Here is a 17,044-nt window from a genome sequence, read left to right as displayed (position 1 = left end):
AACAATCTTAGATGCAATAAAAAAAAGACTCCCCTAAACAAATTGGGGGAGTCTTTCGTCTATTTTTTACTTCGTTCCATATAGGCGGTCACCGGCATCGCCAAGACCTGGAACAATATATCCTTTTTCGTTCAGTTTCTCATCAAGACCCGCAATGTAAATATCAACGTCAGGATGTGCTTCATTTAGAAGCTCAACGCCTTCAGGTGCTGCAATTAGACACATCATCTTAATGTTCTTTGCGCCGCGTTTCTTAAGGGAGTTGATCGCTTCAACAGCAGACCCACCAGTTGCGAGCATTGGATCGATTACGATGAATTCACGCTCTTCGATATCAGGTGGAAGCTTTACGTAGTACTCAACTGGCTGGAGTGTTTCAGGATCACGGTAAAGACCGACGTGTCCTACTTTTGCAGCTGGGATTAGCTTTAGAATTCCATCAGTCATCCCAAGACCTGCTCTAAGGATTGGAACTAGTCCAAGCTTCTTACCAGAAAGAACTTTTGATTTTGCCTCTGTTACTGGCGTTTTCACCATCACTTCTTCAGTTGGAAGCTCTCTTGTAATTTCATAAGCCATTAGTGCAGCTACTTCGTCGACAAGTTCTCGGAATTCTTTCGTTCCCGTTTTCTCGTCACGAATGTATGTAAGCTTATGCTGAATCAATGGATGATCGAACACGTATACTTTACCCATCGTATGCACTCCCCTTTTCTTTAATTTCGTTCACAAATCTTCTTGGCAATTTTACAGAAAAACACGCTTCGGTTCAAGGCTTTCTAAGATGATGAAATATTCACAATTATACTTTCCGCTTAAAAGTTTCCGTTAGCCCTATAAAAAAGCCGGAAGTTTGTGCTTCTTCCGGCTTTAGAAACTATATAAGGCTGCCTTCGTAGACGTTGTTTCTATAAAAGTGGTTGATTTCCACTCCAGGATGCTCGCTTTCCGCGGGGCGGGCGGTGAGCCTCCTCGTCGCTAACGCTCCTGTGGGGTCTCACCTGTCCCGCTTGTCCCGCAGGAGTCGAGCATCCTTCCGTTTCAATCTGCCAAGTGTGGCTCTTTTAATTAACACCACTACATTTAATAAGTTAGTTCCTCATACATTGGGAATTTGTCAGTTAGTGCTTGAACACGTTCTTCAGCTTTTTTAAGAACTTCTTCGTTCTCAAGCTCTTTAAGTACGTCGCCGATGATGCTTGCGATTTCTACCATTTCCGCTTCTCCAAAACCACGAGATGTTACGGCTGCTGTACCAATTCTTAGACCGCTTGTAACAAATGGGCTTTGTGGATCAAATGGAATTGTATTCTTGTTTGTTGTAATTCCAATATCATCAAGAGCTTTTTCAGCTACTTTACCTGTAATATCAAGGCTCTGTAGATTTAGAAGCACTAGGTGGTTATCTGTACCATTCGATACAAGGTTGATGCCTTCTTTTTCAAGAGCGGAAGCTAACTTTCTTGCATTAGCAATTACGTTCTCAGAATAAGTTTTGAAATCATCAGAAAGTGCTTCACCAAATGCAGCTGCTTTAGCAGCAATCACGTGCATAAGCGGTCCACCCTGGATACCAGGGAAAATCGACTTATCAATCTTCTTCGCGTACTCTTCTTTACAGAGGATCATTCCTCCGCGAGGGCCGCGAAGCGTTTTGTGTGTTGTCGTTGTAACAAAGTCTGCATATGGAACAGGATTCTGGTGATGACCTGTAGCAACTAGTCCAGCGATATGCGCCATATCGACCATTAAGTAAGCATCTACTTCATCTGCAATTTCACGGAATCGTTTAAAATCGATTTCACGTGGATAAGCACTTGCACCAGCTACAATCAATTTCGGACGATGTGTTTTTGCTTTCTCAAGAACATCATCATAGTTAATGCGCTCGGAGTCTTTGTCTACGCCATACTCAACGAAGTTATACTGGACACCACTGAAGTTAACTGGACTTCCGTGTGTGAGATGTCCACCGTGTGAAAGGTTCATTCCTAGAACAGTATCTCCCTGCTCAAGGATCGTGAAATAAACAGCCATATTCGCCTGTGCACCTGAGTGAGGCTGAACGTTGACATGATCTGCACCAAATAACTGCTTCGCGCGATCTCTTGCAATATTTTCAGCGACATCGACATATTCACAACCACCATAATAACGGCGACCAGGATAGCCTTCCGCATATTTGTTTGTAAGAACAGACCCCTGTGCCTCCATAACGGCTTGTGACACAAAGTTCTCTGATGCGATTAGTTCTATCTTGCTGCGCTGTCTGCCAAGCTCATCTTTCATTGCCTGTAAAAGTTCTTGATCCTGCTTTGCTAGGTTTTGCATTGATATCCCCTTTCCATCCCACACAAATTTCCATTCGTTTGCACGAACAGGAGTGATTCAATCTAGTTTGCATTGTACCATAGAAGTACGGAACCGTATATTGAATTAATGAAGTAAATTATTGTTCGGTTTTAAGACTAAAAACAGTGTTCATTTTTCCCAAGATATGACGCTCGTTCTCCCCCTATTAACTTAGGTCTTGACCTGGCCATCGTTAAGTGCGCATGTCCAATTGACTTATGTCTGCTTCTTACTGGTACTGCCACATGTCGAATGTGCATACCAATAAACGTATCACCAATGTCGATTCCGGCATCAGCAGAAATGAACTCAACAAGGACAGGATCACTCAACTGCGAATAGGCAAGCGTTGCCATGGAGCCACCCGCTCGCATCGTCGGAACAGCCGCTACAATATCATAGCCTTTCGCATAAGCTGTCTCTCGTTCCACAACAAGAGCACGATTTAAATGCTCACAGCATTGAAACGCAAGCTGAACGCCCGTTTCCTTCTGAAAGGATTGAACACTTTCGTAGATAACTTCAGCAGCAGAAGTTGTACCGGCTGTACCGATTCGCTCACCAATAACTTCACTTGAACTCATCCCAATTACAAGTAAGTGACGATTCGAAAGACGGGCATCCACTTGCAGATCTTGTAGCGCTTCAAGCGTATGCTGCGCTAGATTACGGACTGTTTGTTCCTCCATACGTAACGCCTCCTTATGCTCTTGCTTCATACTCTGTTATTTTACTAACACGTTTTGCATGACGACCTGCTTCATACTCAGTTTCTAGCCACACCTTTGCAATTTCTGAAGCAAGACCAGGTCCAATGATGCGTTCACCCATTGCAAGCACATTCGAGTCATTGTGGAGTCTCGTTGCTTTCGCACTGAAGAGATCATGGACAAGGGCACAGCGAATGCCACTCACTTTGTTAGCGGCAATCGACATTCCGATACCCGTTCCACAAATTAGAATGCCTCGGTCTGCTTCACCAGAAGCTACTTTTTCAGCAACCGGAATAGCATAATCCGGGTAATCGACTGATTCATTGCAATCACACCCGAGATCAATGACGTCCATGCCAAGTTCTTTAATAATATGGATGATATCTTCCTTAATGTTTACACCTGCATGATCTGCTCCAATAGCTACTCGCATGATTATTCCTCCAAACCATTGTCGTTATTTATTTTTTCAACCATTCGATCTATTGCGGCTTCTATTTCAGCATAGGTTTCCCGATACTGCTCAATTGTACCGCCGAATGGATCGGAAATATCTAATGAAGGAAGCTTGGACTGGAGCAATTGGAGTTCTTCAAGATCCTTCTTTAGCTCTTCTTCAAACTGCTGACGCTTTGTTTGTTCTGCTTCACCTTCGAAGCTCGTAATATCATGCAGAAAAGCCGCACGCTTCATTTCAACTTCAGCCGCTTTCTGATGATACTCATTGTATTTCTCTTCGTCCTCACCAACTGCAAATTCTTTCAATGTATATACGTTCTCAGCAAGCTCTGGGAAATCTCGAAGGACGAGCGCTTTATGACTACTTGTCATCGTCAACACGATGTCTCCCCACTCTGCAAGCCGTCGATCGAGCATTTGCGCAGTATGCGCGAACGGAATATTCTTCTCTTCAAAAAGAATCTCAACCTGACGACTAGCTGGCGAACCGTTCGCCGCAAAAACGCCTGCTGATTTCGCTTCAATCGCAACGTCTTTATTCTTTAAAACCACTTCAGCCATTGGACTGCGGCATGTGTTTCCTGTGCAGACAAATAATACTCTCACCATGACCACTTCCCTTCTCTCTTTATTATGAGAGATGACGATGGATAAATCCACCCTCTATCAAGCGAGAATAAATGTGAAAAATGATGGGAATTCTGAAACCTTTTTGTTAACTAGACGTAATACTTGTTATAAGCAAATCAAGGGGGGAAATCATATGTCTCAAAGAAAAATCGTCATCCTATCCGGATCCATCGTACTGTTTCTTTTACTAGGGGTTATTCTTGTTACAAGCTGGTATACAGTCGACGAATCTGAACAGGCGGTTATCATGACATTTGGAAAGGTAGATGAAGAAATTAGCGAAGCCGGGCTTCACTTCAAGTTACCGTGGCCGATACAACAGGTTGACATTCTACCAAGAGAAACGTTCAGCTTAACATTCGGCTATGATGAAGAAGATGGGGAGATCGTTGATTATCCAGAAGAAACAAAAATGGTCACAGGGGATGAGAATATTGTTCTCGCCGACCTCGTAGTTCAGTGGCGAATTACGAACCCAAAACAATTCCTCTACTATTCAGATGAACCGAAAGAAATTCTTTATAACGCAACATCCGCTTCTCTACGTGGCGTTATTGGAAGCTCTGAAATAGACGAAGCGCTTACATCAGGTAAAGCGGAGATTGAAGGAAATGTGCGTGATATCCTAACAAAATTAATTGATCGCTATGAGATTGGAATCTCCATTCTAGATGTAAAGCTCCAGGATGTTGAACTTCCGAATGATGAAGTACGTAAAGCATTTACGAACGTTGTAGATGCTCGTGAGCAGAAGGAAACAACAATTTATGGTGCTAGAAAATACAAGAATCAAGAACTAAGCGTTGTAGAAGGCCAAAAAGATGCACGGATCTCTCGAGCTGAAGGAGATAAAGCGCAGCGTATCGAGCAAGCTCGCGGGGACGTCGCTACATTTAATGCATTATACAACGAATTTAAAGACAACCCTGATATTACACGACAGCGACTTGTGCTCGAGACGCTTGAGGAAGTTCTTCCTGATACGAAAATTTATATTACAGATGAAGGCGGAGATACGGTAAAGTACCTGCCAATTCAGCCGGCGAAAGAAAACAAAACGACGACTGAAAAGCCGAAGGGAAGTGAAACGAATGAGTGATCAAAACGTTTTTAATATGGATGAGCATCGCCGGAACATGAATCCTCGTAAAATCGTTAAAAACGCATTGCTTATCGTTCTGCTTATCATCATCATCGGCTCGATTTTCAGCACAGTGTTCGTCGTGAAAGAAGGAGAATATAAAGTTATTCGACAGTTTGGTGATGTTGTCAAAATTGAAACGGAGCCTGGATTAAAATTCAAAATTCCATTTATCCAATCAACGACAACTCTTCCAAAATACCAAATGCTTTACGATGTGAATCCTGAGGAAATTACAACGAAAGATAAAAAGCGAATGACCGTTGATAATTATGCTGTCTGGTCTGTAAGCGATCCAAAGGATATGATTACAAACGCGAGGACAATCGAAAACGCAGAAGCGAAAATGGGAGAATTCATTTTCTCTGTGATTCGTTCAGAACTAGGGCAACTGGAATACGAAGAAATCATTAACGAAGAAAAATCAAATCGAGGTAGTTTCAATGACAACGTACGTGAACGTGTTAATAAGTTGCTTGAGCGTGATGCTTATGGCATTCATGTAACGGATGTACGAATGAAGCGAACGGACCTCCCTGATGCGAACGAACAATCCGTTTTCCAACGTATGATTTCAGAACGGGAATCGAAAGCTCAGGAATACTTATCGCAAGGTGACGCTGATTCAGACCGTATTAAAGCAGAAACCGATAAAGAAGTCGCTACGATTCTAGCAAAAGCTGATGCTGATGCTCAGGAAATTCGAGCCGAAGGTGAATCAGAAGCAGCGAAGATCTACAACAAAGCCTTTAGTAAAGATCCAGCGTTCTATGAGCTATACCGAACACTCGAATCTTATAAGACGACGTTGAATGATGAAACGGTTATTATGCTGCCAGCTGATTCTCCATATGCGAGATTACTACAAGGGATTACCGATTAACCCCAAAGAAAAAGCCGCTGAGTTCTCAGCGGCTTTTTTTAAGGGCTTTTTCTTGAAGATGGTTGTTTTTTAAGGGATTTGGTATAGAAAGTAACACTTCAAGGTTGGTTGGAACGGAAGGTGCTCGACTCCTGCGGGACTAGCGGGACAGGTGAAACCCCACAGGAGCGTTAGCGACGAGGAGGCTCACCGCCCGCCCCGCGGAAAGCGAGCATCCTGGAGTGGAAACCAACCCCTACTCTTATCGCAACTATGTCTCCGAAGAAAGCCTTTTTTATATAATGAGTAGTTTAAGTCCAAAACCAAATAGAATACAACCGCCAAGCAACTCGCTGTATGATCCGATGTAATGCTGAAATTTGCGTCCCATCATTAAGCCTGCCCAAGTTAACATCATACTGATAATACCGAACAGGATAATCGTTACAAAAACGCGTGCACCGTAAATTCCGAGACTTAACCCAACTGAAAAACTATCAAGGCTAACACTTAATGAAAAAAGCAGTAAACCAAAACCTAGTGGTGTTACGAATGGCTTATCACTTGAAGAAAGCGAGGATAGTCCCATCTGAAGGCCTAACAAAAGCAATAACCCTCCACCAATCATTGTTGCGATTGTACCGAAATGCTCTGATAAGAAACGTCCGATCAACATGCCAGCAAGTGGCATTCCCATATGAAACAGGCCAATAACCGCACCGATTTTGGCAATTTGGCGAAGTCGCAAAGGAATCATTCCCATTCCAAGTCCAACTGAAAAAGCATCCATACCGAGAGCAAATGCCATTATGCTTAACGTTGCAAGCTCTCCAATTAACGCAGTGGAAATCATTCCATCTCCTCCCGGGACGTGCTATTCAACATTTATGCGTGTCCACTTGAAATTAGAAGGGAAAGAATGAATAATAGAGTAAGAAGTGCTCACTAAGGGTAAAGCTTTTAGAAGAGCCAAATTGGAGGTACTAAAACGATGAGCGTTCACAAAGGAATTTCAGATCAGCTTCGCCAAAAAAACCGCGAGATTAGTTTATTTATACAGTTAGACAAAGAACGGGAAGCTGCTATTACAGCTGCCGTTGATCGTTGTGAAGCAAACGAACCTTTCACAACAGATCGTATCAATGAACTTGCCTCTCAGATTAATGAACTTGCGAAACAAGGAAGCATTCCAACACGTACTTATGTAACGAACGCCATGATTGAAGAATATGTTCAAAAGAGACGCTAGCAAATTAGAAAGACCCGCTCAGGATAATAAGCGGGTCTTTCTTTTAGGCTTTTTTCGTAGACACTTGTTGCTATAAGTGATTGATTTCCGCTCCAGAATGCTCGCTTTCCGCGGGGCGGGCGGTGAGCATCCTTGCGCTCCAATCAGCGAAGTGTTGAGTTTTATTCAATAATTGTTTTAAAAGCAACAATCTTTTAGAAAAGAGCCTTCTTTTATTCTTTGATGATTCGATTGTTAGCGGCTTTCGATAAACGATTCATAACAGCTGCCCCCACACCTTCATGCGTAAATACTTCGCTATATATTTCATCCACGTTCGATTCATCGAATTTCCTTAGTACATCATATAATCGATTAGCGACCGTAATAAGCTCCTCTTTAGATCCACATGGTATTACAACGTCGGCGCTCAATAATTCTTTGGACTCTTCTGTTGCCAATACACCAACCTTCAGTCCTTCTGCTCTTCGTTTATCCACAATTTGTTGAATAAACGAATAAGAACCATCCACAAGTGTAACCGGTGCTGTCGGTGCATAATGCTTATATTTAACTCCAGGCGACTTAGGCTGATGGCCATCATCACTAAGCGCTGGATCAATTTTCACTTCGCCAACAACTTCTTCAAGCTGCTCTTTCGTCACGCCACCTGGTCTAAGAATCGTCACAATATCGCCAGAACAATCAACGACTGTCGATTCCAATCCAACTCCAGTTGAACCTCCATCCACAACTCCAGCAATCCGACCATCCAGATCATGAATAACGTGTTGCGCCGATGTTGGGCTTGGTTTACCAGATAAATTCGCACTTGGAGCTGCTAGTGGCAAATTCGCTGCCGTAAGTAACGCCAGTGCGACCGGATGATCAGGCATTCTAATCGCAACCGTATCAAGACCAGCTGTTACATTTGATGCCACACTCTCTCCCCCAGGTAAGACAATTGTCAATGGACCTGGCCAGAATGCATTCATTAATTGATCAGCTTGCTTCGGAATAGTCGTTACTAACTTTTCCACATGTGGACGAGATGCAACGTGTACAATGAGTGGATTGTCTGCAGGACGTCCTTTTGCTTCAAAGATTTTTGCGACAGCCTTTTCAGATAAGGCATTTCCTCCAAGACCATAAACAGTTTCTGTTGGAAAAGCGATCACTTCATTCTGTTTTAGTAACTGCGCTGCCTCCACAATCTGTGGATAACATTTATCGCTGTCCACATTTTCATCCACATACCAAACATTTGTGTGGATACCTTCCACTTTATTCACCCTCTTACTTGATAAAGACTAGTAAACCCGCTTATTTCGGGATAATAAGTGGTTATTCCACAGATTTCTACATGTTTTGTAAAAACGCTTCCTTTTTGCTTTTCCACCACTCATCCACATTGTGTGGATAACATACGTTCGTTTTGTGTATAACATTGTTGATGAGCCAAGCTAAACTAACCGTTTCTTCATAATGACTCGATTACTTTCTTGATCTGTGAATAACCTATTGCTTTGCATTTGAATCGGTAAATCTTCTACGTTAATTGTCGAGAAACCAAAAACTTGGAAGAAAAACGACTCTTCATTAGACGTGAGATACAACTCGTCCACTTTTGTTTTCTTTGCATATTGAATGACTGAATCAAAGAACTTCAGCAATCCTTCAGAAGTTGAGTGCGAGCTGTTCAAAACAAGCGCTCGCAGAAGTCCTGCACCTCCGAACGTTTCAAGCCCAATCACACCATAAAGTTCTTTCGTTTCTGTCTCTGCAATTAGAAATGATTCAATTTCAGGTAGCCCGTCCACTTCAAGACCAGATCCTTTTACAATGTTCCAAACGGCACATTCGTCTTTTGCTGTTGCTTTTCTTATTAGAAACAAATGAATCATCCTCCTTCATTCTTCTTTAAAGAGCACAAAACCGTTCTGTTATGGTCTTATGCGTAAAAGGAGGATAATAGACTATCTATTTAAATATTCCCTTAATCCAATCGCTAATTCCATCGATTAGTTTCACAAGAAAGAATTCAACTTCCACTTCTTCTGAAGGTTCTTCAACCGTTTCTTCATCGCCTGCTGCTTGTACGGCATCACCATTGGAGAAGTCCAGAAAGCATAGTGGCGGAAAAAGTACACACCACCAGTTATCCCCAAGTCCTTCACCGATTGTAATCAGTACCGCTTCATAATTTCCTGCAGGATACACAAAATCACCATACAATTTTGTTGGGAAACCTACTTCTTCAAACTTCACGGAAAATGATTCACTGCTTCCTACTTTTTCAAGCTCCGTTCTAACAATCTTCTCAATCTCACCTAACTGACTTTTAATCACGTTACGTGACGCTTCGATTGACGTTAAATCAGCAACCCAACCATTTATAGATTCATTTACCTGATCACGAATTTGGCGTTTTACCGTTTGATCTTCATCGCTATTGCTATTTGCTAGAATACGAAGACGAATCGCTTCGTCTGGAATCACCTGGTTTGCTGATACTCCTTCAGAACCCTGGAGACTTGAAGCAAGAATAAAAATGGAGATTAATAGATTTATAAGTCCTTTTTGATTCATCATCTTGTATCCCGCCCTTCTAGCTCTCATTCTGGCCAGAATTACACGTTCTAAACGTATAACTCTTCACCAGAATATGAGTAGATTCGACGAGACTAGTTTACAACACCAAATACCATGCGTTCTTTGCCGCTAATGTCTTTGACAACTTCAACTTGAATCCGATTCCCGAACGAAGCTTCTAACATACCTGCTACCGTTCTTGCTTGTGTTTCTCCCACTTCAAACCCAATTAACCCTGGGCTTGCAATCATGTCCGGAAGATCGGTTGCAAGACGGCGATACAAGTCATATCCATCTTCTCCTCCGACGAGTGCCTGAATCGGCTCATGATCGCGTACAAGCGGATCTAGTGCTTCGTAATCGGCTTCTGAAATATAAGGTGGATTCGATACAACAATATCGACCTTTTTTCCTTTAAGAGGATCTAGTAAATCACCATGAACAAACGTAATTGGTGCTTGAAGATCACGAGCATTTCCTTTTGCAACGTGGAGCGCTTCTTCTGAAAGATCAACAGCTGTTACATTGCTATTCGATAATTCAAGAGCAAGACTAATCGCAATCGCCCCGCTTCCTGTACCAATATCTGCGATCGACGATTGAGCAGGATCAGGAAAGAGGCGTTTCGCTCGAGATAAAATGCCTTCAACTAATTCCTCTGTCTCTGGACGAGGTACAAGAACATGATGATTCACACGAAACGTTCGGCCATAGAATTCTTCTTTTTCACAAATGTGTTGAACTGGAATTCCACTAGCATGCTGATGAATTTTATCCTGAAAGCTAGCATAATTCGGCATTTCATCTCTCATCATAAACAAAAGTTCTGTTCGAGAGAGATCGAGCTCATGTTTCAATAGCCACTCTGCGGCTGTTGCTTCTCGACCATGCTTTTCTAAAAAAGAAGAAGCCCATTTAAGGGCTTCGAATACAGTCGTCATAGGATCACTCTCCAGCTTCTGCCATCAAGCGCGTTTGCTCTTCCGTAATAAGCGCATCAATAAACTCATCAAGCTTTCCTTGAAGAATCTGGTCAAGCTTCTGGATCGTTAGGTTAATTCTGTGATCTGTTACGCGATTTTGCGGGAAGTTGTACGTGCGAATACGTTCAGAACGATCGCCAGTACCCACTGCAGATTTACGGTTATCATCATACTCTTTCTGTGCTTCTTGCTGGAACTTATCATAAACACGAGCACGAAGAACCTTCATCGCTTTTTCTTTGTTCTTAATCTGAGACTTTTCATCCTGACACGAGACAACAACGCCTGTTGGTGTATGTGTTAGACGAACGGCTGACATTGTTGTGTTAACACTCTGTCCACCAGGTCCACTAGAAGTAAATGTATCCACACGAACATCTTTGTCGTGAATCTCTACTTCTACTTCTTCCGCTTCAGGAAGCACGGCTACAGTTGCAGTCGACGTATGAATACGACCACCAGATTCAGTTGATGGTACGCGTTGAACACGGTGTGCACCATTCTCATACTTCATCTTAGAATAAGCACCTGCACCATTGATCATGAAGATAATCTCTTTAAATCCACCAAGCTCAGTTGAGCTGTACTCGATTACTTCAGATTTCCAGCCTTGCATTTCCGCAAATCGACTGTACATTTTGTACAAGTCACCAGCAAATAAAGCCGCTTCATCTCCACCCGCAGCACCTCGAACTTCGATAATTACGTTCTTATCGTCGTTGGGATCTTTAGGAAGAAGAAGAATTCTTAGACGCTCAGCATACTCTTCTGCTTGTGGTGTAAGTTCTGATAGTTCAGCTTTCACCATTTCACGCATTTCTGCATCTTTCTCTTCCTCAAGCATTGCTTTCGCATCTTTAATGCCTTCAAGGACTTCCTTATATTCACGATAAACTTGCACGGTTTCCTCTAGGCTTGATTGCTCTTTGGAATATTCGCGGAGTTTCGTAGTGTCATTAATGACTTCAGGATCACTTAACAACTGATTTAACTTATCATAACGCTCTTCTACTATTTCTAGACGGTCTAACAAGATCTTTCACCTCGTTTTCGTTGCATAACATTCTAATTATAGTATAGGACATTTCGTCCGTCAAAAGCAAAAACAGCTTTAACTTCATTTAAACAGGGTAAAGTAATAGTAAGAATGGCAGAAGAAAGGTGATGGGATATGAAAGTTGTGATTATAGGTGGAGACGCTGCAGGAATGAGCGCAGCGATGCAAATTGTTCGGAACGATGAAAATGCAGAAGTTGTAACGCTCGAAAAAGGAAATATTTACTCTTATGGCCAGTGTGGTCTTCCATATGTCATAAGTGGAAAAATCGAATCATCCGATAAGCTCATTGCCAGATCTGTTGATACCTTCCGTGACAAATACGGAATCGACGCACGGGTTTATCACGAGGTAACTGAAGTTGATACTGAAAACAAGATCGTCAAAGGAACGAATCTAAAGACAGGTGAAACGTTCACGGAAAACTTTGATAAACTTCTTGTCGCAACAGGTGTGAGTCCCGTTAAACCAGGATGGGATGGCATTGAGTTAGATGGAATACATACACTTAAGACCATTCCAGATGCTGAAAAAGTGATAAAAGACTTAGATGAATCGGTTAAGAAAGTAGCCGTAATTGGTGGTGGATACATCGGCCTTGAAATGGCTGAAGCGTTTAGAGAACTCGGTAAAGAAGTTCGAATCATTGAATTGGGTCCTCAACTCGCGAGTATCTTTGATGAAGATATGGCAGAGCTCATCCACGAAGAAGCAGAGCGTAACAGCGTTTCTGTTCATACGAATGAAGGCGTTCAATCATTTAAAGGCGATCAGCGCGTGGAAAAAGTAGTTACAGATAAAGGAGAATACGACACTGATCTCGTTCTCGTTTCTGTAGGCGTTAAGCCAAACACAAGCTTTCTCAAAGAATGCGGAATTCACATGACAGAGAATGGCGCTATTCAAGTAAATCGATACATGCAAACAAGCATGGAGAATATATACGCAGCAGGTGATTGTGCGACCCATTTCCACAGAGTAAAAGAGCGAGATGACTTTGTTCCCCTTGGCACTACAGCAAACAAACAAGGGCGAATTGCTGGATTGAACATCATCGGACAACCAAATACGTTTAAAGGTATTGTTGGCACATCTGTTATTAAATTCTTTGATTTAACACTAGGGCGAACCGGATTATCTACGAAGGAAGCAGAGGAGTTAAATCTTCCGTTTGCTAATTGTTCTACAGAGGCAACAGATATCGCTGGATACTACCCTGAAGCAAGAGAACTTCGAGTGAAAATCGTGTACAGAGATGATAACGAACGGATTCTCGGTGGTCAATTCATCGGAAAATACGGTGTTGATAAGCGCGTAGATGTTCTCGCAACAGCTCTCTATCACCAAATGTCCCTTCACGATATTGAAGATCTTGATCTCTCCTATGCACCTCCATACAACAGCGTGTGGGACCCATTGCAACAAGCCGCAAGAAGAGCTCAGCATTAATACAAATAACCCTCTCAGCTGAGAGGGTTATTTGGCTCTAACGTGAATTTTATATCTTGGTACTGCTTTGTAGATTTTCATTGCTAGCTTGTTCTTAAGCCCATTTCTATCTTCTTTCGCATTACCGAAATTTACATTAACCCAGGCATGGTTGCCTGTAATAGAAACAGCCCCTGCGTTGTACCCTTCTGCTTCAACAACTTCTCTAATCTTGTCCTGGTCATCACTGATTGTGGATTTATTGACACTCATATTGCGGTAGGATTGGGGGTTTAAGTTAATATCGGTATTTAGCTGTTGCCCTTCACCAGCTTGTCCATCAGCAGTAGGCGGCTTTAGCGGCGAACAAGCAGAAGCAGAAGCAACTAGAACAGTGACCATGATTAAGCATGCAATCATTCTCATACGACTGACACCTCCTGTTCTTAAAGTGCCCAATGAACGGGGAGATAGTTGAGTTAAAAAATGTAAATGCAATAAAATAATTCACCTAACATTGTGGCTTTGAAAGTATGTTGTGGTGATTTCCGCTGCAGGTACTCGCTTTCCGCGGGGCGGGCGGTGAGCCTCCTCGTCGCTACGCTCCTGCGGGGTCTCACCTGTCCCGCTCATCCCGCAGGAGTCGAGTATTACCGAAAAGCGGAAGTGGGCGTTTAGGTCCGACAAGCGCTGGAGGCCATTCATTTGAACACGGTCTTTGTGTTCGGATGAATGGCTGAAGCGACTCGAGGACCTGCCCACTGCAGCTAGATCACCAAAAGCGAAACCGGGCTTTGGAAGCAATGAAAAAAGCCCGGGATTCCGGGCTTATTTGGATACTTCTTGTTGTTTTGGGTCTCTTGCTGTTGGCTTGCCGGGTACTTTGTGGCAATGGCGACAGCGGGGCTCGTATGATTCTGATGCTCCTACGAGGATGATTGGATCATCATAATGAGCGGGCTTGCCATCGATTAAGCGCTGCGTTCTACTTGCTGGAGATCCACACACAACGCAAATCGCCTGAAGCTTTGTAACCGATTCTGCTACTGTAAGAAGCTCAGGTACTTGTCCAAATGCTTTTCCACGAAAATCTTGGTCAAGACCTGCTGCAATGACACGCACGCCTTCATCAGCAAGCTGCTGAGCTACATCAACAATACCGTTGTCGAAGAATTGTACCTCATCAATTGCGACCATGTCCGTGTCTTCTGAGACGCGATCTAGAATGGCCTGTGAGTGATCAACTGGAACTGCAATAACTGACATCCCGTTATGAGACACAACAGATTCTTCACTATATCTATTATCAACTTTTGGTTTAAACACCTGAACCTTTTGCTTCGCATAAGTCGCTCTTCTTACTCGACGAATCAACTCTTCTGACTTTCCTGAGAACATACTCCCGCAAATAACCTCAATCCAGCCGCTGTGTTTCATGACATGCATGCAACCGCTTCTCCTTTCTCTAGCATAGGCATTAAAAAATCGGCCTAGCCACATTAGTGGCAACAGCCTGATCATTGTTTACTGCTTATACTTTCATTCATTTTGATTTATATTAATTAAATTTATTGGGGATAGAGTAACACTAATAGCTACCACGATTTTTGGCTCATTCGAGTGAAACCTTAGTTTCACTCGCCTTTAAGCGTAGCTTAAAGGTCGCACTTGTAGAAAGAAACGAGTGAGCAAATTCATTTGCTCGAACCGTTTCTTTCTACAAGTACGGAAATGAGCCAAAAATCATCCCCGTGCAAAAACACTAGGAATAGTGTTTAAAAAAACAGGCAAGAAGTAAATACTTGCCTGTTTTCTATTATTAACCTTAACGGTTGTATTTTTTTCTAAACTTATCTACGCGTCCACCAGCGTCATTAAACTTCTGACGTCCAGTATAGAACGGATGACACTCAGAGCAAACCTCTACGCTGACGCCGTCCTGTTTTGTAGAACCAGTTTCGAATTCGTTACCGCAAGCACACCTAACAGTGATGTTTTCATAACCTGGATGAATTGCTTGTTTCATGAATTTCATCTCCTTCCGCCCTGATTCCTGAGGAAACAGAGTTATCTGAAGCTAGAAGACAATGCCTTCTAGCTTCTGCACACATAGAAGTATTATAGCAGGGAGATACCTACAATGCAATTGATCATTCTGACACTAAATCAGTTCAACCTTTAACGTGAAGAACCGCTTTTTTCTTTCTCAAATAGATCGAAAAACTCACTGTTTGCTTTCGTTTTCTTAAGACGTTTCAAGAAATTATCAACAAATTCAAAGGAGTCATCCATGCTCTTACGCATTGTCCAAAGCATTTCAAGCTGCTCTTTCGGAAGAAGAAGCTCTTCTTTACGCGTACCCGAGCGGCGAATATCAATAGCTGGAAATACGCGACGTTCAGCGAGCTTACGATCAAGGTGAAGCTCCATATTACCTGTTCCTTTAAATTCTTCATAAATAACGTCATCCATACGAGATCCTGTTTCAACAAGAGCTGTGGCAAGGATCGTCAAGCTACCGCCTTCTTCAATGTTTCTTGCGGCACCGAAGAAACGCTTAGGACGATGAAATGCTGCAGGATCAATACCACCTGATAGCGTACGTCCACTCGGTGGAATAACAAGGTTATAAGCACGTGCTAGACGTGTAATACTATCAAGGAGAATAACAACGTCTTTCTTATGCTCAACAAGACGCATTGCACGTTCAAGAACGAGTTCAGCGACTTTAATGTGGTTATCTGGTGTTTCGTCAAAAGTTGAATGCACAACATCGCCATCAACAGAACGTTCAATATCCGTTACTTCCTCAGGACGTTCATCGATTAGAAGAACAATAAGTTCTGTTTCTGGGTGATTGGTTGTAATGCTGTTTGCGATTTCTTTCAATAGCATCGTTTTACCTGCTTTTGGCGGTGCCACGATTAATCCACGCTGACCAAAACCAACCGGCGCAATCATGTCAATGATACGTGTTGAAAGATTGCCTGATTGAAGTTCGAAATTCATACGCTTCTCAGGATAGAGAGGTGTGAGCGCAGGGAAATGGACACGCTCTTTCGATGAGTCAGGGTCTTCACCATTTACTGCCGCTACATGCAGCAGTCCATAGTAACGCTCATTTTCCTTTGGAGGACGGACTTTTCCAGACACACGGTCACCATTACGTAAATCGAATCTACGAATTTGCGATGCCGAAATGTAAATATCTTCTGCACTTGAAGAGTAATTAATCGGTCGAAGAAATCCGAATCCTTCAGAAGAAATGATTTCAAGTATCCCTTCCATGAAAAGAAGTCCAGATTGCTCTGCTTGTGCTTTTAATATGGCAAAAACAAGCTCTCTTTTGTTCAACTTGCTATAATACGAGACTTTATACAATCTTGCCTGCTCATACAGGTCTTTTAACGTCATTTGTTCTAATTCTGATAAATTTACTGCCATGTTGACACCACACTTTTTATATAATGATAGGTTTTATCCCCATTGAAACACGAAATGACAACTAGGTCACAGTGCGTAATCAAATACACGAAAACACTGGGATCTAATTTTATTCCATAAACTAAATCGATCTTCGAAAATAAAGAAAGAGAGAA

The 17,044-nt window shown here is 42.5% G+C and carries 19 protein-coding genes; 4 read left to right on the top strand and 15 right to left on the bottom strand.

From position 1 onward, the window contains the following. Positions 1-66: 66 nt before the first annotated feature. The 5 genes from upp to AB986_RS11815 all read right to left on the bottom strand — a co-directional run bounded on the left by upp (position 67) and on the right by AB986_RS11815 (position 4,133). On the bottom strand, positions 67-696 hold the full coding sequence (gene upp / locus AB986_RS11835) for a uracil phosphoribosyltransferase (RefSeq protein WP_048311360.1): 630 nt from the start codon (positions 694-696) through the stop codon (positions 67-69). Between the two features lie 387 nt (positions 697-1,083). After that, positions 1,084-2,331 carry a serine hydroxymethyltransferase gene (glyA, locus tag AB986_RS11830; protein WP_048311359.1) on the bottom strand — a complete coding sequence of 416 codons (1,248 nt, stop codon included), beginning with the start codon at positions 2,329-2,331 and terminating at the stop codon, positions 1,084-1,086. A gap of 137 nt (positions 2,332-2,468) precedes the next feature. After that, positions 2,469-3,041 carry a TIGR01440 family protein gene (locus AB986_RS11825; RefSeq protein WP_048311358.1) on the bottom strand — a complete coding sequence of 191 codons (573 nt, stop codon included), beginning with the start codon at positions 3,039-3,041 and terminating at the stop codon, positions 2,469-2,471. Positions 3,042-3,054: 13 nt separating this feature from the next. Next, the gene (gene rpiB, locus AB986_RS11820) at positions 3,055-3,498 is read right to left on the bottom strand and encodes a ribose 5-phosphate isomerase B (protein WP_048311357.1); all 444 of its coding nucleotides are present in this window, start codon (positions 3,496-3,498) and stop codon (positions 3,055-3,057) included. Between the two features lie 2 nt (positions 3,499-3,500). Continuing rightward, a complete protein-coding gene (locus AB986_RS11815; protein ID WP_053216146.1) occupies positions 3,501-4,133 on the bottom strand; it encodes a low molecular weight protein arginine phosphatase in 633 nt (210 codons plus the stop codon). A gap of 154 nt (positions 4,134-4,287) precedes the next feature. Between AB986_RS11815 and hflK the strand changes: the two genes are divergently transcribed. Both hflK and hflC read left to right on the top strand, forming a co-directional pair. After that, entirely contained in the window at positions 4,288-5,253 is a 966-nt protein-coding gene (gene hflK, locus AB986_RS11810; RefSeq protein ID WP_048311356.1) for an FtsH protease activity modulator HflK, read from the top strand. Next, positions 5,246-6,178, top strand: coding sequence for a protease modulator HflC (hflC, locus tag AB986_RS11805; RefSeq protein ID WP_048311355.1), 933 nt, complete (start codon positions 5,246-5,248; stop codon positions 6,176-6,178). The genes hflK and hflC overlap by 8 nt, the downstream gene beginning before the upstream one ends. A gap of 274 nt (positions 6,179-6,452) precedes the next feature. On the opposite strand, the gene AB986_RS11800 is transcribed toward hflC, so the two are convergent. Then, on the bottom strand, positions 6,453-7,010 hold the full coding sequence (locus AB986_RS11800) for a manganese efflux pump MntP (protein WP_048311354.1): 558 nt from the start codon (positions 7,008-7,010) through the stop codon (positions 6,453-6,455). A gap of 138 nt (positions 7,011-7,148) precedes the next feature. On the opposite strand from AB986_RS11800, the gene AB986_RS11795 reads away from it, so the two are divergent. Further along, positions 7,149-7,406 carry a DUF2533 family protein gene (locus tag AB986_RS11795; RefSeq protein ID WP_048311353.1) on the top strand — a complete coding sequence of 86 codons (258 nt, stop codon included), beginning with the start codon at positions 7,149-7,151 and terminating at the stop codon, positions 7,404-7,406. A gap of 212 nt (positions 7,407-7,618) precedes the next feature. Here the strand turns inward: AB986_RS11795 and AB986_RS11790 are convergent, their stop codons facing one another. The 5 genes from AB986_RS11790 to prfA form a co-directional block, all read right to left on the bottom strand. Then, a complete protein-coding gene (locus tag AB986_RS11790) occupies positions 7,619-8,659 on the bottom strand; it encodes an L-threonylcarbamoyladenylate synthase (RefSeq protein WP_048312820.1) in 1,041 nt (346 codons plus the stop codon). A gap of 189 nt (positions 8,660-8,848) precedes the next feature. Then, positions 8,849-9,280 (bottom strand): GNAT family N-acetyltransferase, encoded by a 432-nt coding sequence (locus tag AB986_RS11785; RefSeq protein ID WP_048311352.1) that lies wholly within the window; start codon positions 9,278-9,280, stop codon positions 8,849-8,851. Between the two features lie 85 nt (positions 9,281-9,365). Then, positions 9,366-9,974 carry a stage II sporulation protein R gene (gene spoIIR, locus AB986_RS11780; RefSeq protein WP_048312819.1) on the bottom strand — a complete coding sequence of 203 codons (609 nt, stop codon included), beginning with the start codon at positions 9,972-9,974 and terminating at the stop codon, positions 9,366-9,368. Positions 9,975-10,069: 95 nt separating this feature from the next. Next, positions 10,070-10,918 carry a peptide chain release factor N(5)-glutamine methyltransferase gene (prmC, locus tag AB986_RS11775; protein WP_048311351.1) on the bottom strand — a complete coding sequence of 283 codons (849 nt, stop codon included), beginning with the start codon at positions 10,916-10,918 and terminating at the stop codon, positions 10,070-10,072. A 4-nt stretch (positions 10,919-10,922) separates the two neighbouring features. After that, positions 10,923-11,993 (bottom strand): peptide chain release factor 1, encoded by a 1,071-nt coding sequence (gene prfA / locus AB986_RS11770; protein ID WP_048311350.1) that lies wholly within the window; start codon positions 11,991-11,993, stop codon positions 10,923-10,925. Between the two features lie 138 nt (positions 11,994-12,131). Between prfA and AB986_RS11765 the strand changes: the two genes are divergently transcribed. Continuing rightward, complete coding sequence (locus AB986_RS11765) at positions 12,132-13,466, top strand: CoA-disulfide reductase (RefSeq protein WP_048311349.1); 1,335 nt, start codon at positions 12,132-12,134, stop codon at positions 13,464-13,466. 27 nt (positions 13,467-13,493) lie between these two features. Here AB986_RS11765 and AB986_RS11760 read toward each other — a convergent pair whose 3' ends face one another. The 4 genes from AB986_RS11760 to rho form a co-directional block, all read right to left on the bottom strand. Further along, the gene (locus tag AB986_RS11760; RefSeq protein ID WP_048311348.1) at positions 13,494-13,871 is read right to left on the bottom strand and encodes a hypothetical protein; all 378 of its coding nucleotides are present in this window, start codon (positions 13,869-13,871) and stop codon (positions 13,494-13,496) included. A gap of 402 nt (positions 13,872-14,273) precedes the next feature. Further along, positions 14,274-14,891: a thymidine kinase gene (locus tag AB986_RS11755; protein ID WP_048311347.1), complete on the bottom strand. Its 618-nt coding sequence runs from the start codon at positions 14,889-14,891 to the stop codon at positions 14,274-14,276. Positions 14,892-15,270: 379 nt separating this feature from the next. After that, positions 15,271-15,471 carry a 50S ribosomal protein L31 gene (rpmE, locus tag AB986_RS11750; RefSeq protein ID WP_048311346.1) on the bottom strand — a complete coding sequence of 67 codons (201 nt, stop codon included), beginning with the start codon at positions 15,469-15,471 and terminating at the stop codon, positions 15,271-15,273. A 152-nt stretch (positions 15,472-15,623) separates the two neighbouring features. Further along, positions 15,624-16,889, bottom strand: coding sequence for a transcription termination factor Rho (gene rho / locus AB986_RS11745; protein WP_048311345.1), 1,266 nt, complete (start codon positions 16,887-16,889; stop codon positions 15,624-15,626). Positions 16,890-17,044: the final 155 nt, after the last annotated feature.

This window comes from Guptibacillus hwajinpoensis, assembly GCF_001039475.1.
Taxonomy (GTDB): domain Bacteria; phylum Bacillota; class Bacilli; order Bacillales; family Guptibacillaceae; genus Guptibacillus; species Guptibacillus hwajinpoensis.
This window is presented reverse-complemented; position numbering and strand designations above follow the sequence as displayed.